This is a genomic window from Bittarella massiliensis (ex Durand et al. 2017) (genome assembly GCF_017566145.1).
Taxonomy (GTDB): domain Bacteria; phylum Bacillota; class Clostridia; order Oscillospirales; family Ruminococcaceae; genus Bittarella; species Bittarella massiliensis_A.
This window is the reverse complement of sequence record NZ_JABFCL010000006.1, coordinates 25,707-47,175: the sequence shown is the minus strand read 5'-3', so window position 1 is coordinate 47,175 and position 21,469 is coordinate 25,707. Positions and strand designations below refer to the sequence as shown.

General features: G+C 57.2%; 18 protein-coding genes. 12 read left to right on the top strand and 6 right to left on the bottom strand.

The annotated features are described in order from the left end of the window. Positions 1 to 257 precede the first annotated feature (257 nt). The 3 genes from HJY11_RS07875 to HJY11_RS07865 are packed head-to-tail and all read left to right on the top strand — an operon-like array spanning position 258 to position 2,161. On the top strand, positions 258 to 1,031 hold the full coding sequence (locus HJY11_RS07875; protein WP_208075444.1) for a nitroreductase family protein: 774 nt from the start codon (positions 258 to 260) through the stop codon (positions 1,029 to 1,031). A 12-nt stretch (positions 1,032 to 1,043) separates the two neighbouring features. Next, on the top strand, positions 1,044 to 1,409 hold the full coding sequence (locus HJY11_RS07870; RefSeq protein WP_208075443.1) for an ArsR/SmtB family transcription factor: 366 nt from the start codon (positions 1,044 to 1,046) through the stop codon (positions 1,407 to 1,409). After that, a complete protein-coding gene (locus tag HJY11_RS07865) occupies positions 1,406 to 2,161 on the top strand; it encodes an EFR1 family ferrodoxin (RefSeq protein ID WP_208075442.1) in 756 nt (251 codons plus the stop codon). Before HJY11_RS07870 ends, HJY11_RS07865 begins: the two co-directional genes overlap by 4 nt. Positions 2,162 to 2,335: 174 nt before the next feature. On the opposite strand, the gene HJY11_RS07860 is transcribed toward HJY11_RS07865, so the two are convergent. Together HJY11_RS07860 and HJY11_RS07855 are read right to left on the bottom strand one after the other, a co-directional pair. Continuing rightward, positions 2,336 to 2,611, bottom strand: a complete 276-nt coding sequence (locus HJY11_RS07860; protein ID WP_208075441.1) for a hypothetical protein — start codon at positions 2,609 to 2,611, stop codon at positions 2,336 to 2,338. 75 nt (positions 2,612 to 2,686) lie between these two features. Continuing rightward, positions 2,687 to 4,249 carry a Na+/H+ antiporter NhaC family protein gene (locus tag HJY11_RS07855; protein WP_208075440.1) on the bottom strand — a complete coding sequence of 521 codons (1,563 nt, stop codon included), beginning with the start codon at positions 4,247 to 4,249 and terminating at the stop codon, positions 2,687 to 2,689. Between the two features lie 200 nt (positions 4,250 to 4,449). Between HJY11_RS07855 and HJY11_RS07850 the strand changes: the two genes are divergently transcribed. The 9 genes from HJY11_RS07850 (at position 4,450) to HJY11_RS07810 (ending at position 16,633) form a co-directional block, all read left to right on the top strand. Next, complete coding sequence (locus HJY11_RS07850; RefSeq protein ID WP_208075439.1) at positions 4,450 to 5,331, top strand: DegV family protein; 882 nt, start codon at positions 4,450 to 4,452, stop codon at positions 5,329 to 5,331. Between the two features lie 475 nt (positions 5,332 to 5,806). Continuing rightward, positions 5,807 to 6,910, top strand: coding sequence for a BMP family lipoprotein (locus HJY11_RS07845; protein ID WP_208075438.1), 1,104 nt, complete (start codon positions 5,807 to 5,809; stop codon positions 6,908 to 6,910). A 320-nt stretch (positions 6,911 to 7,230) separates the two neighbouring features. Further along, positions 7,231 to 8,325 carry a BMP family ABC transporter substrate-binding protein gene (locus HJY11_RS07840; RefSeq protein ID WP_208075437.1) on the top strand — a complete coding sequence of 365 codons (1,095 nt, stop codon included), beginning with the start codon at positions 7,231 to 7,233 and terminating at the stop codon, positions 8,323 to 8,325. A gap of 525 nt (positions 8,326 to 8,850) precedes the next feature. After that, a complete protein-coding gene (locus tag HJY11_RS07835) occupies positions 8,851 to 9,945 on the top strand; it encodes a BMP family ABC transporter substrate-binding protein (RefSeq protein WP_208075436.1) in 1,095 nt (364 codons plus the stop codon). Between the two features lie 653 nt (positions 9,946 to 10,598). Then, a complete protein-coding gene (locus HJY11_RS07830; RefSeq protein WP_368041560.1) occupies positions 10,599 to 12,140 on the top strand; it encodes an ABC transporter ATP-binding protein in 1,542 nt (513 codons plus the stop codon). Beyond that, entirely contained in the window at positions 12,133 to 13,212 is a 1,080-nt protein-coding gene (locus tag HJY11_RS07825; protein ID WP_208075434.1) for an ABC transporter permease, read from the top strand. The genes HJY11_RS07830 and HJY11_RS07825 overlap by 8 nt, the downstream gene beginning before the upstream one ends. Continuing rightward, positions 13,212 to 14,144 carry an ABC transporter permease gene (locus HJY11_RS07820; RefSeq protein ID WP_208075433.1) on the top strand — a complete coding sequence of 311 codons (933 nt, stop codon included), beginning with the start codon at positions 13,212 to 13,214 and terminating at the stop codon, positions 14,142 to 14,144. The genes HJY11_RS07825 and HJY11_RS07820 overlap by 1 nt, the downstream gene beginning before the upstream one ends. A 105-nt stretch (positions 14,145 to 14,249) precedes the next feature. Next, a complete protein-coding gene (locus HJY11_RS07815) occupies positions 14,250 to 15,191 on the top strand; it encodes a nucleoside hydrolase (protein WP_208075432.1) in 942 nt (313 codons plus the stop codon). Between the two features lie 491 nt (positions 15,192 to 15,682). Continuing rightward, on the top strand, positions 15,683 to 16,633 hold the full coding sequence (locus HJY11_RS07810) for a nucleoside hydrolase (RefSeq protein WP_208075431.1): 951 nt from the start codon (positions 15,683 to 15,685) through the stop codon (positions 16,631 to 16,633). Positions 16,634 to 16,780: 147 nt separating this feature from the next. Here HJY11_RS07810 and HJY11_RS07805 read toward each other — a convergent pair whose 3' ends face one another. From HJY11_RS07805 to HJY11_RS07790, 4 genes are all read right to left on the bottom strand, one after another. After that, positions 16,781 to 17,947 (bottom strand): M20 metallopeptidase family protein, encoded by a 1,167-nt coding sequence (locus HJY11_RS07805; protein ID WP_208075430.1) that lies wholly within the window; start codon positions 17,945 to 17,947, stop codon positions 16,781 to 16,783. A gap of 283 nt (positions 17,948 to 18,230) precedes the next feature. Next, positions 18,231 to 18,494: a GNAT family N-acetyltransferase gene (locus HJY11_RS07800; protein WP_208075429.1), complete on the bottom strand. Its 264-nt coding sequence runs from the start codon at positions 18,492 to 18,494 to the stop codon at positions 18,231 to 18,233. Positions 18,495 to 18,638: 144 nt separating this feature from the next. Next, on the bottom strand, positions 18,639 to 20,465 hold the full coding sequence (gene glmS, locus HJY11_RS07795) for a glutamine--fructose-6-phosphate transaminase (isomerizing) (RefSeq protein WP_208075428.1): 1,827 nt from the start codon (positions 20,463 to 20,465) through the stop codon (positions 18,639 to 18,641). A 460-nt stretch (positions 20,466 to 20,925) separates the two neighbouring features. Continuing rightward, positions 20,926 to 21,465: a hypothetical protein gene (locus tag HJY11_RS07790; RefSeq protein ID WP_208075427.1), complete on the bottom strand. Its 540-nt coding sequence runs from the start codon at positions 21,463 to 21,465 to the stop codon at positions 20,926 to 20,928. Positions 21,466 to 21,469 lie beyond the last annotated feature (4 nt).

The following is a 21,469-nucleotide window of genomic DNA, read 5'->3' as shown; positions in this document are numbered from 1 at the left end:
AAAATAGAAAAGCCGCCCCCGGACGAGGGGTGGGCGTCGGAAATAGAGGTGGGGCGGCGACGCGGCCAAGGAGCTGTGTCCCGCCCCATTTGTCGTCTGGGCGGCTTCTCTGCGTGTTCCCGTGGTGGCGTTCCGCCTGCGTCGGACGAGAGAAGGCCGCTTTGAGCCGGATGGGAACCGATTTCTTTACCGATGTTGTTTTGTCTCCGCTTCTCTGCTATAACAGTGAGTGAAGATTGACGAAAGGGTGGGGAGAGATGAAACAGCGCCAGGTGATCATTGACAGGTCTCGCTGCGTCGGCTGCGGTCTGTGCAGCCGGGTCTGTGTCGCGCACAACATTGCCGTCAGCGGTCAAAAAGCGGGCACAATAGGGGATGCCTGCATCTTCTGTGGGCAGTGCTTGGCAGTCTGCCCGCAAAAGGCCATTTCCATGGCGGGCTGCGGGGATGGGCAGGTCGAGAAAAAGGGGGATGTCCGCCTCTGCCCCGACGCCGTTTTGGACGTGATCCGCTTTCGCAGGAGCATCCGCACCTTCCAGCAGAGGGCAGTCCCACGGGAGGTGTTGGAGCAGGTTTTAGAGGCGGGCCGACTCACCCACACGGCAAAGAATGCACAGGACCTCTCCTTCGTCGTGCTCGACAGGGAGAGAGACCGCGTGGAGGGGATGGCGCTCAAGCTGTTCAGGGCGGTGCGGCCGATTGTAGGCCGGTTTAGCCCGCTGGCGAGAAACAGCCGAATAGACGATCACTTTTTCTTCTTTCGCGCCCCGATTGCCATCGCCGTCTTGGCGGAAAACCGGACAAATGGCGTCCTCGCAGCACAGAATATGGAGTTTGTCGCAGAGGCAAACGGCTTGGGCGTGCTGTACAGCGGCTTCTTCACTATGGCCGCCCGCGCCTCGCGGAAGATAAAACAGGCGATCGGCGTCCCCAAGGGGAAACAGGTGGCCATGACGTTGGTGCTCGGCTACCCGGGCGTCAAGTTTCTGCGGTCGACCCCTCACCGGGAGCTGGACGCGCGCTATTTATAGGGGGGATTTGGAGTGGAAAGAGGGTGCGAGGAAAACCGCCGGCAGCTTGCCGACGGCTTTCGGCGCTGCCGAGACGCCTTTACGGCAATCGGGGATGAGACGGGGCAGGTTCTTCTGCTCGCGCTGTTGGAGAGCGATCTGTCCGGGATTCGGGTGGGGGAGATTGCCCAGAAAGCCCACCTCACCCGGCCCTCCGTCTCCCGCCACCTGAAGGTGTTGCGGGAGGCCGGCATCGTCGCTATGCGCCGGGAGGGGACAAAGCACTACTACTATTTGAGCGCCGACGAGACGCGGTGGAGGGAGATCGTGGACTTGGTGAACCGCATTTACTTGAGCATCCAGCACATCGGTGTGCCATCGGAGGAGGAAAAACAGTGATTTTATATTTTTCGGGAACGGGAAACAGCGAGTATGTAGCCCAGAAATTGGGGATGGCGGTTGACGACGAGGTCTTGAACCTCTTTGAAGCCATCAAAAACAGCGACTTTTCAGAGGTGTATTCCCAGCGGCCTTGGGTGGTTGTCGCCCCGACATACGCCTGGAGAATCCCGCGCATTCTGCAAGGGTGGCTGGAGCGCACCCGCCTCGCCGGAAGCGAGGAGTTGTATTTCGCCATGACCTGCGGCGGCAGCATTGGAAATGCCGGCCGCTACCTGGCGGAACTCTGTGCCCAAAAGGGGATGCGCTACCGCGGGTGCATGGGGATCGTGATGCCCGAAAATTACCTCGCCCTGTTCACCACCCCCACCAAGGAGGAGGCGCTGCGGACGATCGAGAAGGCGGATAGAGAGATCGAGGGGGCGGCGCGCCTCCTCGAGGACGGAGAGGATTTTCCCGAACCGGATGTCTCCTTCGGCGACCGGGTGAACAGCGGCCTTGTCAACACTCTCTTTTATCCCCTGTTTGTCCGTGCTAAAAAGTTCTGCGTCACCGACGCCTGCATCTCCTGCGGCAGATGTGCCGCTGTCTGCCCCCTCGGCAATGTTCGCCTGACAGATGGGAAACCCGTGTGGGGGGACCGCTGCACCCACTGCATGGCCTGTATCTGCCGCTGCCCCCAAGAGGCCGTTGAATACGGGGGCCACAGCAGGGGCCTGCCGCGCTACACCTGCCCCCAAAAGGCGAGATGAGGATACTCGGATAAGCAAGGGGGAAACGGCCTGTGGGGGTTGTCTTCCCCCTGCCTGTGCCAGGGCGAGAAAGGGTTTTTGCCCTGGCATTTGCCCCACATGGGGGAGGCGCAAAAACAGGGCCGGTGGAGCAGCGATCGCTCCACCGGCCCTGTTTGGTTCCATTTGACGGATCTACTGGCCGCCCTTGGGAGGAGTGTCGTCTCCCTCCGGCTCCTGAATTTCCAGGTGCTCGGCGGGGGACACCGGGGGTTGGATTTCCAACTTTTCAGCCGGCCCGTCGTAGGCGCGGCTGTTGGCCCGGTTAGATTCCTCCTTTTGCTGCTGCTTTTTTTTGTAGTGGTTGCTGATGAGCTTGCGGACGACAAAGACCGCAATGAGCATCAGCAGGGCATATACCAGGGTCTGTCCCGCCATGTAGGAGGCGCGAACCAGTGATTCGTTGTCCATAAAAGATCCCCTTTCCAAGGTTGTGTGGCTGCCCGAGCGATACGGGCAGATGGGTTTGCCGGAGAGGGTTGCCCCTTAACGGTTGGCAGCTGCAGCCTGCTCCTTTTTCACGGTGCGGCGGTGGAGGAAGAGGAGGGAGAGAAGCAGCAGCGCCACCGCCACCGCCAGGGTGAGAAGGGCGTTGGCGGTAAAGCCTGCCACAATAAAGCCCACAAAGCAGCAGCCGGCAGCCAGGGTGGCGTAGGGCAGCTGGGTAGACACGTGGTCGATGTGGTTGCACCCGGCCCCCGCGGAGGAGAGGATGGTGGTGTCGGAGATGGGGGAGCAGTGGTCGCCGTAGACCGCCCCGGCCAGGATGGCGGCAAAGATGATGGGGATCAGTTCCGGCGCCGAGTAGCGGGAGATCTCCACCGAGATGGGGATGAGCATGGCAAAGGTCCCCCAGGAGGTGCCGGTGGCAAAGGCGAGGCCGCCCGCCACCGCGAAGATGACAGCGGGGAAGAGCTGCAGGGGGAACTGGGAGGTGCGCACCAGTTCGCCCACGTACTGCCCGGTGAGCAGGTATTCGGTGCAGACGCCGCCGATGGACCAGGCCAAAACCATGATGGTGATGGCGCCCAGCATGGATTTAAAGCCGGTGGTGATGCCGCCAAAGAACTCTTTAAAGGTCATGAGACGGCGGGGCAGATAGAGGAGCAGGGCCACAATCAGGGCGCCAAAAGCCCCGTAGGTGAGGGAGGCGTTGGAGTCGGTGTTGGCAAAGGCTGCCATCAGCCCAACTTTCTCGCCCTCCACCACGGTGCCGAAGCCGCCGGTCCAGAGCATGGAGGCCACAGTGAAGAGGATGAGGGAGGCAATGGGGAGAACCAGATCCCAAATCCGCCCCTTTTCCGAGGGGACGATCCCGTCAAGTTCGTCCTGCGCCTGGGCAGCGAGGGCGTTTTTGGCCCCACTGCCTTTGCCTCTGCCCTCCCGACAAGCCTTCTCAAACCGCTCCATCGGGCCGAAATCCAGCTGGCAGAGGGAGAGGGCGATGACCATGATGATGGTGAGGATGGCGTAGAGGTTAAAGGGGACCGACTGCAAAAAGGTGGTCATCCCGTTTTGGGTGGCGCCGGTGTCCGCCAGCACCGAAATGGCGTAGGCCGCAAAGCTGGAGATGGGGGCGATGGCGCAGATGGGGGCGGCAGTGGCGTCGATCACGTAAGCCAGTTTGGCGCGGGAGATCAGGTGTTTGTCGGTGATGGGGCGCATGACGGTGCCCACTGTGAGACAGTTGAAGTAGTCGTCAATAAAGATGAGCAGTCCCAGCCCGCTGGTGGCCAGCATGGCGCTGGAACGCTTTTTGATCTTGCGGGACGCCCAGTCGCCGTAGGAGCGGGAGCCGCCCGACATGGTGACCACACAGACCAGGGCCCCCAGCAGGGAGAGAAAGACCACCATATAGGCGTTGTCGCCGATTTTGGTGGTGATGAGGGAAAAGAGCTCCACCAGGGCCTGAAGGGGATTGCCGCCGGTGTAGATGAGCAGCCCGGAGAGAATGCCCACCAGAAGCGAGGAGATGACCTCTTTGGTGATGAGGGCCAGGACAATGGCCAAGATGGGGGGGAGCAGGGACCAGAAGCCGAAGTGCTCCATAGCAATGACCTCCTTTGGTTTTGCCGAAATCGACACAGCTTATCAAATTTTATCACAATTTGTATGAAAAAACAATTGTGTCGACAAATTGCACATCTTTTGAAAGGCTGCCTTGGAGAAAAAGTGGGGAAATGGGGTTTGCCTTGATTTCCCAGTGCAGATACTATAAAATGTAGACAATAAACAGGGAGGTATCCAACATGGAAAACACCTATCTCATCACCACCGACTCCACCACCGACTTCGACCCCGCTTATATAAAGGAACACGACATTCACATGGTCCCCCTCTCCTACGTGGTGGACGGGGTGAGCCGCCCCGACCTCAATGCCACCGATACGGGAGACTACAAGGCCTTTTACGATGCCCTGCGGGCAGGGGCGATGCCCACCACCTCGCAGGTCACCCCGGAGGAGGGGATTCACTTTTTTGAGCCCTTTTTGCAGCAGGGGTACGACATCCTTCACCTGGCTTTTACCTCCGGCCTCAGTGGTACCTGCGGCAGCATGATGGTGGCCGCCGACGAACTGCGGGAAAAATACCCCGCGCGCAAAATCACCGTCATCGACTCCCTCTGCGCATCGCTGGGGGAGGGGCTGCTCTACCACCACATGCGCCGCCTACAGGACGAGGGAAAGAGCATGGAGGAGGTGGCCGAGTGGGCCGAGCGCAACAAGCTGCGCCTGTGTCACCAGGTGGTTGCCGATGATCTGCACCACCTGCAGCGGGGCGGCCGCGTCTCCAAGACAGCGGCGGTCTTTGGCACCATGCTGGGCATCAAGCCCATCATCCACGTCAACAACGAGGGCAAGCTCATCCCGGTGGGCAAGGCGCGGGGCCGCAAGGCGGGGGTAGAATCCCTCCTCAAGACCATGGAGGAGAAGTTTGTCAAAGAGGACAACGACGTGGTCTACATCTGCCATGCCGACTGCCTGGAGGATGCCCAGCAGACAGCCAAGCAGATCAAGCAGCGCTTTGGCGTCAAAGAGGTGTACATCAACTACATCGGCGCGGTCATCGGCAGCCACACCGGCTGCGGCACCATGGCCGTCTTCTTTCTGGGCGATAAACGAGATATGTAAGCCGCAGGAAAAATGAATGGGAAGGCGCCTTCATACAGTGCATGGAGGCGTTTTCTCTTTTTGTGCAGAAAAAGAGAGCGGCCTTTTTGCCCCTAAACAGCCGAAAAAAGCGCCATCTTTTTACCTGATAGGGGGAATCCCCAAGAGTGAAAGTTAATGAATTTTTTTATGGAAAATGATAGTTGCATACAGTTTGCACAATTTGGGGAGACAGGGAAAAAAAGAAGAGGAAGGGAGGCTTTGACAAAAAAGTTGTAGTATTTTACCACAATAAAATGTAAAAACGGTTTTCTATATGAACAGATTACACACAAAAAGGAAAAGCGCACAAAAATGAGAATTGATTTTGATGAAAATCGGCAAAAGTAGAGCGATTGAATTGACAAGGCATTTCCAACTGGCTAGAATGAATTACAGCAGAACCCGTTTGACAATCCCCGTGTGGCGCGGGGAACCATTTGGAGGAGGTTTCAAAATGAAAAAATTACTGGCATCTTTGCTTGCCGTAACCATGATCGCCTCTCTGGCGCTCGTTGGCTGCGGCGACAGCAAGGAGGAGGGCAAAGGCAGCGGTGAAGAAAAGAACACCATCAAGAGTATCTGCTTTGTCACCACCAACCTGGGCGACAAGTCCTTCAACGACATCGCGAATGACGGCATCGTCAACTCCGGCAAAAAGTTGGGGTTGGAGTACAAGACCATCGAGTACGGCACCGACAAATCCAAGATGGAGCCTGCTTTCCTGGACGCGGCTGAGAGCTTTGACATGGTCTTCTTTTCCAGCGGCGAGCAGCTGGAGTTGATCCAGCGTCACCTCGAGGCGGGCGAGTTCCCCGATGTGAAGTTTGTCGGCTTTGACATCGACCCTGACAAGGATCCCAAGTATCCCAACGTCTTCTGCATCACCTATGCCCAGAACGAGGGCGACTTCCTGGCCGGTGCGCTGGCCATGAAGATCTCCAAGACCGGTGTCATCGGCTTTGTCGGCGGCGCTGAGGCCCCCGTTATCAACGACTTCATGGTCGGCTACATGGAGGGTGCTCTCCACGCCAGGGCTGACGGCAAGGTGGCCATCGCCTTCGTGGGCGACTACACCAACGCCCCCAAGGCCAAAGAGTTTGCGCTCCTTCAGATCACCACCAACAAGGCGGACGTTCTGCACGGCGTGGCCGGCGGCGCTGGCCTGGGCGTGTTCGAGGCTGCGACTGAACATAAGGGTGTCTGGGGCATCGGCGTGGACGCCGACCAGCGGCAGTTCTTCGTGGACTCCAAGCCCGAGATCGCCAACGTTATTTTGACCTCCATGCTCAAGCGCAACGACATTGCCATCGAGGACATTGTCACCCGCACCTACAACGGTGACACCAGCGACTTCGGCACCATTAAAAAATGGGGCGTTGAGAAGGAAGTTACCGTTCTGGTCGAGAACGACTACTACAAAGAGAACACCACCGAAGAGCAGCGCGCGTTTGTCGACGAGTGCAAGAAGGGCATCATCGACGGCTCCATCAAAGTTTCCACCGGTTACGGCATGGATCAGGATACCCTGAACGCCCTGCGCAACAAAGTGAAAGCTTAAGAGAGCGGTTTCTCAACAAGCGGGTTTTCAAACGGCTCAATCAAGTCAAAAGGGGAGAGCGATTTCGCTCTCCCCTTTTTTGTGTGGAAAAGGGCTTGACACGGGGATAGGAGCAGGTAGACGAGGATTCTTTAGCGGAGAGGAACGCGGTAAAACAGGTGATTTTACCAATGTTTCTGTTAAATGAGTACAAAAGAAATAGCTGTATTGATTGAAAAGAGAGAAGATTTTGTTTACATGTTGACATATTTTTATACATAGTATATGGTCAAGGCAAACGAACCCACCCGTGAGAGGCCATTTTGAGGAGGATGCTTGACATGAAGAAAATCGGCGCACTGCTATTGGCACTGACATTGACAGCGGGAATGCTCCTGACCGGCTGCGGCGACAGCAAAGAGGAGGGCGGAGCGGGCGAAAACAAAGAGGGGACCATCAAGAGTGTGGCATTCCTCGCCGGCGCCCTCGGTGACAAGTCGTTTGTCGACATCTCCTGGGCGGGGGTAAAGGCCGCCGGCGAGAAGCTGGGGATCACCCACAAGGCTGTGGAGTACGGCACCGACAAATCCAAGATGGAGCCGGCCCTTTTGGACAGCGCGGAAACCTATGATATGGTCATCTTCTCCGGAAACGAATTTTTGGAGTACCTGTACAAATACCCCGACGATTTTCCCGACACCAAGTTTGTCTGTTTTGACATCGAGCCCGGCACCGAGATCAAGATGGCCAATGTTTTTGCCATCACCTTCCGCCAGTGCGAGAGCGATTACCTGGCGGGTGCTTTTGCCATGACCTTGAGCAAAACCAAGGTCGTCGGGTTTTTGGGCGGCATGGAAGCCCCCGTCATCAACGATTTTTTGGTCGGATTTATTGAAGGGGTGCAGAGGGTGGACCCCAACGGCAAGGTGGCGCTGGTCTACAACGGCTCTTACAGCGATGCGCCCAAGGCCAAAGAGTTCTGTTTGATGATGGTCAACCAGAACAAGGCGGATGTTTTACACCAGGTTGCCGGCGGCGCCGGCCTGGGGGTGTTCCAGGCCTGTCAAGAGGCTGAAATTTGGGGGATCGGCGTAGATGCCGACCAGTATGAGTTCTTTAAAGATGAGAAACCCGAGATCGCTGCGGTCATTATCACCTCTGCCGAAAAGAGGGTGAATGTGGCCCTTGAAATTGCCATCACCGATACTTACAATGGCACTGCCACCTACTATGGCACCCGTGAGGACTGGGGAATTGAGAAGGGGGTTGCCGACCTGGCTCAAAACGAGTTTTATGAGGCCAACGCGCCGCAGGCTTGCAAAGACGCGGTCGACGCAGCCCGCGAGGATGTCAAGAGCGGCAAGGTAAAGGTCACCACCGGCTATGGCATGGAGCAGGAAGAACTGAACAAACGCCGCAATTCGGTAAAACCGTAGAATTCGCTTTTTCCATCGGGAGAAGGGGGCGCAAAGGCGCCCCCTTCTTTTTTGTGACAGGCCCTTCGCGAGGAGGAGAGCACCTCATAGGGGCGGGGGAACGGAAAGCGAGAAAATGATTTTTCTGGAGAAGGGGGGCATTTTGCTAAGAGGAGAAGAAATACTTCCCTTTTGAATGGCAGTTGGCGGGAGCAGTATGTCGCCGAAAAGGAACGGGAGAAGGGAAAATTGGCCGTTTGAAAGGGCCATTTTGCAGATGATCAGAAACAAAGGGGATTTTTTCCAAAAATCACATTTGATAGGGAAAATATCACAAAAGTTGAAGAGAAAACGTCCATTTATATAAGGAAGGGAAACTTTTAAATAGAATTTATGGATTTATATAAATCGTGCACAAAAAAAGGTTGAGATTTTGTTCCATATTAGAGAAAACGGTTCGATTTTATTGACGAACTGTTACGAAAGGATTATACTGCAAGCATGGAAAAACCCATCTCAAGTATTTTTATGGGGAGGCTATTCAAAATGAAAAAACTTCTGGCAATGCTGCTGGCAGTGACCATGGTTGCGGGCTTGGCCCTGACCGGTTGCGGCGACAGCAAAGAAGAGGGCTCTGGCGGCGACGCCAAAGAGGGCGCCATCAAGAGCGTAGGCTTTATCGTCGGTGCTCTGGGCGACAAGTCCTTCAACGACATCTCCTACGAGGGCATCAAGTCCGCCGGTGAAAAGCTGGGCATCACCTACAAAGCGGTCGAGTACGGCACCGACAAGGCCAAGATGGAGCCCGCTCTGCTGGACAGCGCTGATGCGTACGACATGATCATCTTCTCTGGCAACGAGTTCCTCGAGATTCTCGAGAGACACGCCGATGAGTTCCCGGACACCAAGTTTGTCTGCTTCGACATCGAGCCGGGCACCGAGATCAAGATGTCCAACGTCTTCGCCATCACCTTCCGTCAGTGTGAGAGCGACTACCTGGCCGGTGTTTTCGCCATGACCCTGAGCAAGACCAAGGTTGTCGGGTTCCTGGGCGGCATGGAAGCCCCCGTTATCAACGACTTCCTGGTCGGCTTCATCGAGGGTGTCCAGAGAGTTGACGCCAACGGCAAGGTTGCCCTGGTTTACAACGGCTCTTACACCGATGCCCCCAAGGCCAAAGAGTTCAGCCTGATGATGGTCAACAACAACAAAGCTGACGTTCTGCACCAGGTCGCCGGTGGCGCCGGTCTGGGCGTGTTCCAGGCCTGCCAGGAGGCGGAGATCTGGGGCATCGGCGTGGACGCTGACCAGTACGAGTTCTTCAAAGACGAGAAACCCGAGATCGCCAAGGTCATCATCACCTCTGCTGAGAAGAGAGTGAACGTGGCTCTGGAGACCGCCATCACCGACACCTACAACGGCACTGCCACTTACTACGGCACCCGTGAGGACTGGGGCGTTGAGAAGGGCGTTGCCGATCTGGCGGAGAACGAGTACTACAAGGCGCAGGCTCCTCAGGAGTGCAAAGACGCCGTGAACGCTGCCCGCGAGGACATCAAGAGCGGCAAGGTGAAGGTCACCACCGGTTACGGCATGGCTCAGGACGAGCTGAACAAACGCCGCGACTCTGTGAAACCGTAAACTCCTAGCGAACAATCAAAAGAAGAGCGGATTTTCCGCTCTTCTTTTTTGCGGAAAAATGAGAGCAATGGGGTGCGCCGAAAAGCGAAAGCGCTTTTTTCTTGGGCACGCAATTTTTTGGAAATCGTCAATGCAATTTTCGCAAGGGTGTGTAGAGCCCTTTGCACAAACAGAAAACAGAGCGATAGGCCGGGGAGGTCAACCGAGTTTGTGAACGAACTGTAAAAATGAGGAAACTGTTATATTTGACAAGAGAAAACCGCTGCAAATTTGCAATCATCTATACAGTTGTACAAATTAACTTCAGTTTGTTTTCAATGTTTATGGCAATTTTATCTAGTTATTTTTGAGCGTTCCTCTTAGCAAAAATTCAAAAACTGACAATTTGCATAAAATCCAAAAGCCATATATGTGCTATAAAGAGGTTTTCTTCATTCCCTGTTTACATTTCCAAGCAAATTGGTTAGAATTTATGATAGTGAAATTAGTATTGGGTGCCGTGCGGCGTTTGGTGCGGCCACAGGGTTTTCAATACTAATCTTTGGGTGTCCCGAGCGCCCGAAATCACGAAAATCTACTGCAAATGTCCTGTCAAAAGGCAGGCCGTTTAAAGGTAAGTACGAGGTGATTGTATGCCAGAAGAAATTCTATTAATGGACAACATTACCAAAGTGTACGCCAATGGCTTTGTGGCCAACAAAGACGTAACATTGTCCGTTAATAAGGGCGAGATCCACGCGCTGTGTGGCGAGAACGGCGCTGGCAAGTCCACCTTGATGAAGGTCCTCTTCGGTAGTGAAACCCCCGAAGAAGGCCGTATTGTCATCAAGGGAGAAGAGGTCAAAATCAACAACCCCCTAGAGGCCATCGCCCTTGGGGTCGGCATGGTTTGGCAGCACTTTATGCTCTGCCCCTCTTTGACCATCGCTGAAAACCTGATTCTGGGCATGGAGCCCAAAAAGTTCGGCAAGTTCGGGCCGCTGAACATGGCGCAGGCCAACAAGGTCGCCCAGGAAGCCTGTGAAAAGTACGGCTTCAAGCTGGACGTCACCAGAAAAGTTGAGGAACTGGCCGTCGGCAACAAACAGAAAGTCGAGATCCTCAAAGCCCTGATCCGCGGCGCCGAGATCCTGATCCTCGACGAGCCCACCGCCGTTCTGACTCCGCAGGAGACCGCCGAGCTGTTCGTGCAGCTGCGCCACCTGAAAGAGCTGGGCCATACGATCATTTTCATCTCTCACCACCTGGACGAGGTCAAAGAGCTCTGCGACCGCCTGACCGTTCTGCGCCTGGGCAAATCCGTGGGCACCGCCATTGTGGCAGACGTGACCCAGCAGGACATCTCCCGGATGATGGTCGGCCGCGACGTCATGCTGAAGATCGACAAGACCAAAGCCCAGCCCGGAGAGACCGTGCTGAAAATCCGCGATCTTACATACAAAGACGAAGAGGGCCGCGACATTGTCAAGGGCTTCAGCGCCAGTGTCCGCAAGGGCGAGATCGTCGGTATTGCCGGCGTTGAGGGCAACGGCCAGCGCGAGATCTCCGAGATCATCACCGGCCTGTTGCCGCTGAACAACGGTGAGATCACCATCGACGGCCAGTCCATCCGCGGCAAATCCATCCGCAAGATCCGCGAGATGGGGGTTGCTCACATCTCCGAGGACCGCATGACCTACGGCTGCTCTGAGAACCTGTCGGTCAAGGACAACATCATCTCTGACCGCTACTACAAGAAAGATTACAAGCAGGGCCCCCTGATGAACAACAAGAAGCTCGATAGTGAAGTAGACGAGCTCATCAAGGAGTTCCTGGTCAAATGTGGCGACCGCAATGAGCCGGTTCGGATGCTCTCCGGCGGCAACATGCAGAAGGTCGTCGTCGCCAGAGAGTTCTCCGGCCAGACCCGCCTGATCGTCGCCAATCAGCCCACCCGCGGCATCGACGTCGGCGCCACCGAGTTCATCCGCAGAAAGCTCGTCGAGCTGAGAGATGGTGGCGCAGCTGTTCTGCTGATCACCGCAGACCTCAACGAAGCGCTGGAATTGAGCGATAGCTTGGTTGTCATGTGCGGCGGCGAGATCGTTGCCTACTTTGAAGATGCCTCTCAGGTCACCGACTTCATTCTTGGTGAGTACATGCTGGGCCTGAAGAGAATGTCCGACGAGGAAATCGGGAGGGTCTGCTATGACTAGTAAACAAATTGAAAAACGCTTTGACTTTTTCAAAACCGTTCTCTGTGTTCTCATCTCTTTTGTAATTGCGTTTATTCTCATCCTGATGGTCAGTAAAGACCCGTTTGAGACCTTTAAGGTTTTCCTGATCGGGCCTCTGCAGTCCGTCCGCCGGATGGCAAACGTCATTGAGTTGGCAATCCCTCTGACCTTCTGCGGCGTCGGTGTTGCCATCATGTACTCGGCCAACCAGTTCTCCATGATCACCCAGTCCTCCTTCTTCCTGGCGGCCTGCTTGAGCTCCTGGTTTGCCATCTACGTGAAGCTGCCGAAGGGCCTGCACAGCCTGCTGGTCATCTTCATGGGCGCTATCATCGGCGGCGCCATCGCCGCTATCCCCGCCTTCATGAAGGTGAAATGGAAGGCCTCTGAGGTCGTTTCCTCCCTGATGCTCAACTACATTGTCAACAACTTTGTGGCCTACTTCTTGATTTACGTCTTTAAAGACAAAGACGCGGGCTTCAACGCCTCTTACGAGTTCCTCAAATCTGCCAAGCTGACCGTTTTGATCAAGGGCACCCGCATTCACACCGGTATCATCATCTGCGCCCTGGTCGTGGTCTTTGCTTACCTGCTCCTTTACAAGACCAAATGGGGCTATGCCATCCGCGCAGTCGGCCAGAACCAGGATTTCGCCAAGTACTCCGGTATCGCAGTTGCTTCCGTTATGATGTACTCCCAGATCATCGGCGGTATCATCTCCGGTATCGGCGGTTCTGTCGAGATGATGGGTCTGTTCACCCGGTTTACCTGGGAGGCTCCCCCGACCTACGGCAACGACGCTCTGATGGTCGGTATTCTGGCTCGCTACAACCCTGCAATGGTTCCCCTGTCCGCTCTGTTCCTGGCCTACATTCGTACCGGTGCTGACGTCATGTCCCGTGTTACCGATATGCCCATCGAGTTCGTGTTTATCATCCAGGGCGTTGTCATCATGCTGGTTGCTGCCGACATGTTCCTGGCCAAGTGGAAACATAAACTCATCGTTAAGAATGCTCAGAAACAGATTGCTGTGAAGGAGGTTGCGAAGTAATGTTAGAACAGATTTTTTCGACTCTGTTTAGTTGGGCTACCCTGAAAGCTGCTCTGCGTTTTACAACCCCCATCCTGCTGGCTTCTCTGGGCGCTATCTTTACTGCAAGAGCAGGCGTTCTGAACCTGAACTTGGAAGGTACCATGCTGGCCGCAGCTTTGGGCGGCGTTCTTGGGTGCCACTACGGTGGAAGCCTTTGGACCGGCGTTCTGGCCGCCATTCTGGTAGGCGTTTTGATCGCTGCCATCCTCGCTTGGGACGGCATCTACATGAAATCCAACATGGTGCTTGCCGGCACCGCTTTGAACACCTTTGTCTCCGGTCTTACCATATTCGTACTGTTTATGATAACGGGTGAGAAGGGCACATCAACGCGGCTGACCAGCTACAAAATGCCCAGCATTGACATCCCCCTGATCAAGGATATCCCTGTTCTGGGCGAGATCCTCTCCGGGCACAGCATCCTGACCTACTTCGCCTTCATCTGCGTGTTCATCGCCGCCTTCCTGCTGTTCAAGACCGCCATCGGTCTGCGGATTCGCGCAGTTGGCGAGAACCCCGATGCCGCTGAGTCTGTCGGCGTCAACGTCAAGAGAATCAAAGCCATGTCTCTGATCATCTGCGGCTTCTTCGCTTCTCTGGGCGGCGCCTACCTCTCCATGGACTATGTGACCTGGTTCCAGCGTGAAATGACCTCTGGCCGTGGCTTCATCGCCCTGGCTGCTATGAACCTCGGCAACTCGCACCCTGTTGGCACCATGCTGGCCGCCATGCTGTTCGGCGCGGCTGAAGCTATCGCCACCATCCTGCAGTCGCTGAAGATTCCCTATCAGCTGGTTCTGATGATCCCCTACTTCGTCACCCTGATCGGCCTGATCGTCTACGCTATCCGCCGCGAAGCAAAAATCAAAAAGCTCCGCATGTCCAGATAGTCGAAATCCCAATATCTTGCAAATGGATAGCTGTTTGGCTATCCATTTGTTTTTTCTAAGACGGGCGGCCGAAAGGGCCGCGGCTGTTCAAAGGAGGAGACATCTGTGGAGAAAATTCCCGTTATTATCGATTGCGATCCCGGCCACGACGACGCCATCGCCCTCACCATGGCGCTGGCCAGTGAAAAGCTGGAGGTGCTGGGAGTGACCCTGGTGGGCGGCAATCAGACGCTGGAGAAGATCAGCAAGAACTGCTTGACAGTGCTGGACTACATCGGCAAGGAGGTACCTGTGGCCGTGGGGGCTGAGGGCCCCATCCGCAGGGAGTTGACGGTGGCGGCCAATGTGCACGGCGAGAGCGGGCTGGATGGCCCGGTGCTGCCGCCGCCCCATTCAAAGCCTGTTTCCATCCACGCAGTTGAATTTATGCGCCGGCTGATCGAGGGGTGTGACCGCCCGGTCACCTTGATCCCCCTGGGCCCCCTGACCAATATCGCCACCCTCTTTTTGGCCCACCCGGAACTCAAAGCAAAAATCAGCCGTATTTCCCTGATGGGTGGGGCGGCCATCAGCGGCAACCGCACCCCCACGACCGAATTCAACACCTGGCAGGACCCGGAAGCAACCCACCTTGTCTTTTCCTCCGGCATCCCTGTTACCATGTGCGGCATCGACATCACCCATAAGGCCCTGATTCGGGACAGCGACATCGCCGACTTCCGGGCCATCGGCAACCGGGCGGCAGTGATGGTGGCCGACCTGCTGGACTTTTTCTCAAGTTACTACAAGTCCATCGGCGTCAATGAGACCCCACTGCACGACCCAGTGGCCGTGGCCTGGGTCATCGATCCCAGCATCTGCCGGACAGAGCACCTCAACGTCTCGGTCGATTTGGACGGCGAACACACGGTGGGCTGCACAGTGACCGATTTCTGCGGCGTCACCGGCAAAGAGCCCAACTGCGACGTGGGGTTGGATATTGACAGAGAGGCCTTTGTCGACCTCATCAAAAAGTTGCTGCACCACTATGATGGGCGGGTTGCCTAGATGGAAAACAACGCCGGAAACGGACGCTGAGATAATTGCGTCGAACCGGAAAGTTTGTTGCTGCAGGGCCTGCAAAGGCAGAGGGGTGGGAAAGAGGGCTGACAATAATTTAGTTCCCTGTTCCGTGACCACCTCCCTTTCTCTGCCGCTGGATGGGCGGTGGGTGCGCTTCCTTACAGCGGCTACGCCGTGTCCGGCCCTGGGGGAGACCCGAGGCACAAGTTTGCAGCCGGTGGGGCGGGTAAAGCTGTCCAATGTCCCGAAAGACACCTCGCGGCAGGGTTACAAGGGTACAACAACCAAGGGCTTCCCGGCAAGAACCGCTTGTGGGAAAAGCGAAAAGTGGGGGATGGCAAAAGCCGGACGGTTTAAGCATTCTACCGCCGCGGCCAAGGGAACCCTTTGGCCGCCTCTGCCCCCGATTCCCCGTGGGCCAATATCGACCGATAAACCAGGCGGTCAGACCGCCATTTGAGAGGAGTAAGATTGATTTGGAAAAGAGAATTCCCCTGATCATTGACACCGACCCGGGTGTGGACGATGCCTTTTGCATGTTGCTGGCGAACTCCAGCGACCGGGTGGAGATTCGCGCCATCACCGCGGTGGCGGGAAATGTCCCCCTGTGCTACACCCAGGAGAATGCCCGCCGTTTGGCGGGGATGATGGGGCTGTCCGAGACCCGGGTAGCCGCCGGTGCAGAAAAGCCGTTGATCGTACCCCAGGAGACAGCGGAGATGGCCCACGGGAAAAACGGGATGGGTGGACTGGAACTGCCTGAGACCGACAAGGAACTGGACCCGCTGCCCGCCTGGGATGTGATCTATGAGGAGTGCAAAAAGGCGGGGGGAGAGATGCAGGTTGCAGCTGTGGGCCCCCTGACCAACATCGCCATCGCCCTTCTCAAATACCCTGAACTCAAGGACCTGATCAAGCACCTGACCATTATGGGGGGCGCCCAGACAGCGGGCAACCACTCCCCCTATGGCGAGTTTAACATCTGGGCCGATCCCCATGCGGCGGAAATCGTCTTTCAGGCGGGAATTCCCATGACCATGATCGACCTGGATGCCTGCCACATGAGCTACCTCACCGACGAGGAATACGACGCCTTTGTGGGGATGAGAAATCGGTACAGCGAGTGTTTTTTTGACTTTATGGCCAAACGGGATGGGGAGCGCCGCAAAAGGATGGCGGGCACCCCCTTTGCCGGCAAATATGGCCCCTGCGACGCGGTGACCATTGCCGCCCTGCTGGACGAGGACCTCTTTACCTATGAGTGGCTGCCTGTGTCGGTAGAGACCCACGGCCCCTGCATGGGACGGACGGTGGTGGACTACCGCAACCGCGAGGGCAAGACCCCCAACTGCCGGGTGGTCAAGAGCGCCGACCGCAAGAAGTTTGTCGATCTCTTCTACAAGATGGCGGAAGTCTACGCCCAATAGGCATCAAGCCAAAAAAAGCGAGACCGCTTTAAGCGGTCTCGCTTTTTTTGCAGGGGAAAGACGGGTTATCTCGCTGTGGCTAGGGGGGAGTTATCCATGATTGCACAGATTCTGCAAAAGGCTCCTCCCTCCGGCTGGAGAGGTCCCTTACTCGCCCAGGAAAAAGGCAGTGTAGCGGACAAAGAACTCGACTCCCAGGGGAAGGGCGGTTTCATCCACGTCAAAGGTGGGGTTGTGGTGGTTGCCAGAGGTGCCGGGTCGGTTGGAGTGGCAGCCCAGATTGGCGTAGAAGCCGGGGAAGGTGGCCAGGAATTCGGCAAAGTTGTCCGACGCGGCAGAGGGGTCTCTGCCGTCGACCAGCTCAAGACCCATTTCCTGGGCAATCTGGCGGCCGTCCTCGGTGGCGGCGGGGTCGTTGATGAGGGGGAATTTGGCGGCGACCGCGCTGGTCACCTCGACGGTGCAGCCGTGGGAGGCACAGACCCCCTCACAGGTCTGGCGGATCTTCTCCAGCACCCTCTGCCCGTCGCCGTACTTGTAGTAGCGGATGGTGCCTTCGATGTGCCCGGTCTCGGGGACGATGTTGAAGCGGTCCCCCGACTTGATGGCGCAGGGGCTGACCACACAGGTGTCAAACATGCTGTGGTGGTTGACGGGGATGGTGATGATCCGCTGGTAGCAGTCCACCGTGGCCTTGATGGGGTCGACGGTCAGGTCGGGCCGGGAGCCGTGGCCACCCACCCCCTTGACGTCGATGTAGAAAATCTCGGCCCCAGAGAGGCGGGCCCCGGGCACCAGTTCAAGGGTGCCGGGGTTCAGGTCGCCCAGCACGTGGATGCCAATGGCCTGATCGACCCCGCCCTTGCCCTGCAGGTACTCAACGATCTCGTCGGCACCCTGGCCGGCCTCCTCGGCGATCTGAAAACAGAGGTAGACCTTCCCCGCCAGCTGGTCTTTGATCTCCAGCAGGGCCTTGCCGGTGCCCAGCAGCATGGCGGCGTGAGCGTCGTGGCCGCAGGCGTGCATGCAGCCGGGAATCTGGGACTTGTAGGGGACGTCGGTCTCCTCTTCCAGAGGCAGGGCGTCAAAGTCGGCGCGGATGGCCAGGGATTTGCCCGGCTTTCCCCCCTCGATGACGCCCACCACATTGCGTCGGCCCACGATCTCGCAGGGGATGCCCATGGCTGCCAGTTCTTCGGCGATGCGGCCGGAGGTCCACTCCTCTTGCAAGCTCAGCTCAGGGTGCATGTGAAATTCCCGTCTGCGCTCCACCACGTATGACTCATGCGATTTGACAAGTTGATGCAGGTCCATCTGTTTTTCCTCCCAATAGCGGCTGCCCCGCAGTCACGGGTGAGGGGACAGCGAAAATCATGATTTTACTGCTTTACAGCATTTCCTCACCCATTATACGGCTGGACAAAAAGCCTGTCAATCGCCGGGGAAGGAGGAGACTATCTGACGGTGATTTTGCGCACTTCTTCCCAAAGTGGGAAATGGGGGGGAGACGGAAGAGTCCAGCCCCAGCGCATTCGGCCGCCGGAGAAAGCAGGCCCCTCCCTCCTTTCTCCGGCGGCCTTCTCTGGGAGAAAAGAGATCATCGGGGCCGCTCTTTTTGAATGGCATAGGACGGCAGGCTCGGCTGACACCCGTTTTTTTCGTAGAACTTCTCCGCCCCCGGCTGTGCGCCAAAGTACAACAGGGTGGGGGTGCGCTCCCGGGCCAGCTGGAGAAGGCAGCTGCCGACGCCCTGCCGCCGGTACTGCGGGAGGACCAGCAGCTCTGTAATGGTGCCGAAATAGTAGCCGTCGGTGAGGATGCGCAGACACCCCACCAGCAGCTGGCCGTCGTAAGCTGTCATGTTGATGGTTCTGGACAGCGCGCGCTTTGCCTTTTAGCCACCATAGCTCACTCCCTCCGCGGCCACAAGAACTGGGGCTGGGGTGAAAAAGAGAGAGCCCGCATCAAGGCGGGCTCTCTCTTAAAAGCTTTACAGTTTGAAAATCTACTCCACAGTGACGCTCTTGGCCAGGTTGCGGGGTTTATCCACATCGCAGCCCTTGAGGAGGGCCACATAGTAGGCAAACAGCTGCATGGGGATGATGGAGAGCAGGGGGGCAAAGAGATCGTTTGACTGGGGCAGGGCGATGACGCTGTCGGCAAACTCTGAGCAGTCGCCGTACCCTTCGTAGCAGATGAAGAGGACGTCGGCCCCGCGGGCCTTGACCTCTTTGATGTTGCTGACCATCTTCTCGCACAGCCGCTGCTGGGTCGCCAGGGCGATGACCGGCACCCCGTCGGTGATGAGGGAGATGGTGCCGTGCTTCAGCTCGCCGGCGGCGTAGGCCTCGCTGTGGATATAGGAGATCTCTTTGAGTTTGAGAGACCCCTCCTGGGAGAGGGCGTAGTCCAGCCCCCGGCCGATGAAGAACATGTCTTCAGCGCGGCAGTACTTCTCTGCGATGGCCTTGTACTCTTCGGCGTGACCGAGAATCGACTGCAGCTGCACCGGAATGCCGGCCAACTCGTCGATGAGGGCGTCGGCGTCGGCCTGCGAGAGGGTGCCCTTGCAGAGCCCCAGTTTGAAGGCCAGCAGGTACATCACCGACAGCTGCACGGTGTAGGCCTTGGTGCTGGCCACGGCGATTTCGGGGCCGGCCCAGGTGTAGAGGACGCTGTCGGCCTCCCGGGCGATGGAGGAGCCCACCACGTTGACCACCGCCAAGGTGTGGGCACCGTGCTTTTTGGCCAAACGCATGGCGGCCAGGGTGTCGGCGGTCTCGCCCGACTGGGAGATGATGATGACCAGGTCCTCTTTGTTGAGGATGGGGTCGCGATAGCGGAACTCAGAGGCCACATCTACGTTGACCGGGGTGCGGGCCAGCTTTTCGATGAGATAGCGCCCGACAATGCCGGCGTGCATGGCGGTGCCGCAGGCGACGATGTGAATCTGCTTGAAGGCCTTCAGCTGTTCGTCGCTCAGCTCGATGCCCAGGTCGATCTTCCCGTTCCGCAGGCGGGGGGAGACGGTGTTGGAGAAGGCCGAGGGCTGCTCAAAAATCTCCTTGAGCATGAAGTGGGGATAGCCGCCCTTTTCGGCCGCCTCGATGTCCCAGGTGGCGGTGAGCACCTCTTTTTCAATGGGGTTTCTGTCCAGGTCGGTGATGGTGACCCCCTCGGCGGTGAGGGTGGCCACCTCGTTTTCCTCTAGCAGGTAGTAGTTGCGGGTGTGCTTGAGGATGGCCGGCACGTCGGAGGCGATGAAGTTTTCGCCCTCGCCCAGCCCGACGATGAGGGGGCTCTCCTTGCGCACGCCGAAGAGTTTGTCGGGGCAGCTGTCAAAGAGGATGCCCAGGGCGTAGGAGCCCCGCACCTGCCGCAGGGTGCGACTGATGGCGTCAAACTCGTCTTTCGCGCCGTTTTCCAGGTGGTAGTCCAGCAGCTTGGCGACGGTCTCGGTGTCGGTCTGGGACTGGAAGGTGTAGCCCTTGCCCAGCAAGAATTCTTTGATTTCGATGTAGTTTTCAATGATGCCGTTGTGCACCACGGCGGTGTGTTTGCCGCAGTGGGGGTGGGAGTTCACGTCCGAGGGCACCCCGTGGGTGGCCCAGCGGGTGTGGCCAATGCCGCAGTGGCCGGTGGGCCAGCCCTGGGATTTGAGCTTCTCTTCCAGGCAGGCCAGGCGGCCCTGGGCCTTGACGACCCGGATGGCCCCTTGGTCAAAGATGGCCACCCCGGCCGAGTCGTACCCCCGGTACTCCAGTTTGCTCAGACCGTCGATCAACAGGTCGGCACAGTTTTCACGGCCGACATATCCTACGATTCCACACATACTATGTATCCCTCAAATCATGTCAAAAATTGTCCTCCGAACGCCCTTTGTCCCCGCTGTTGCCAGCGGGTTTTGTGACGCCGGTCACGACCGGGCAGAATCTCTTCTGCCAAAGCCGGGAGGGCATCCGCCGAATTTTCGATCACCCTCCGCCTCGTCGGCCCCGTGGGCCCTGGCGCTTTCTCTTCCCCTGCCCTCCTTTCTCTACACAAGTGAAAGATATTATACCCCATGTTATGCAAAAAGTCAAAATCCGTGCTGCTTTTTGAGCGATTTCTCCCCGAAAAAAGAGAAAGTGAAATGGAGGGTACGTTCTTTTCCCCCCTCTGCAAGGGGTGGGGGAAAGGGGGCTCAGGGGGAGAGGAAAGCTCCCGGGTTTTCTCCTTTTAGTTGCAGGAAGGGAAACCCCTTCCTGCAAAATGGGCGCAAAAAAGCCCCCGCGGCAGGCAGAGGCCAAATGTCAAAAGCGGCGCAGAAACTTGGGGCGAAACCAGTGGACGTACATGGAGATCACTCGGGTGAGGGCGATGTCGTAGACGACATTGGTGACATTGGCCACCGCCAGCAGCACCGCGAGGAAGCCGGCGGTGTAGGTGGAGAACTCGTCGGCCACCGCCGCCAGCCCGAAGACGTGGAGCATCAGGTAGTAGGCGAGAAGGATTGCCCCGTTGAAGAGGAGAAGCTTGCAGCCCCATTGGACCCAGCGGCGGGAGAACTCCTCAATTTTGGATTTGAGGATGGGGTAGTATCCCAGGTAGAAGACAAAGAGGCAGACCACCTCCTTGTCGGGCACTAGAAGCACCGCCAGCACCGCCACCCCCAGGTAGCAGAAAAAGGCCCACCGGCGGCCCGACTCGACCACGATGGGCATGAACAACACCCCCGCCACGGCGGGCAGGGCGATGGAGGCAAAGGGGAAGAGGCCGGAGAAGAAGAGCATGACAATGCTCAACGCCCCCAGAACCCCGCCCAGAGCCACCCGAAAACTTCTGGATTTCACAACG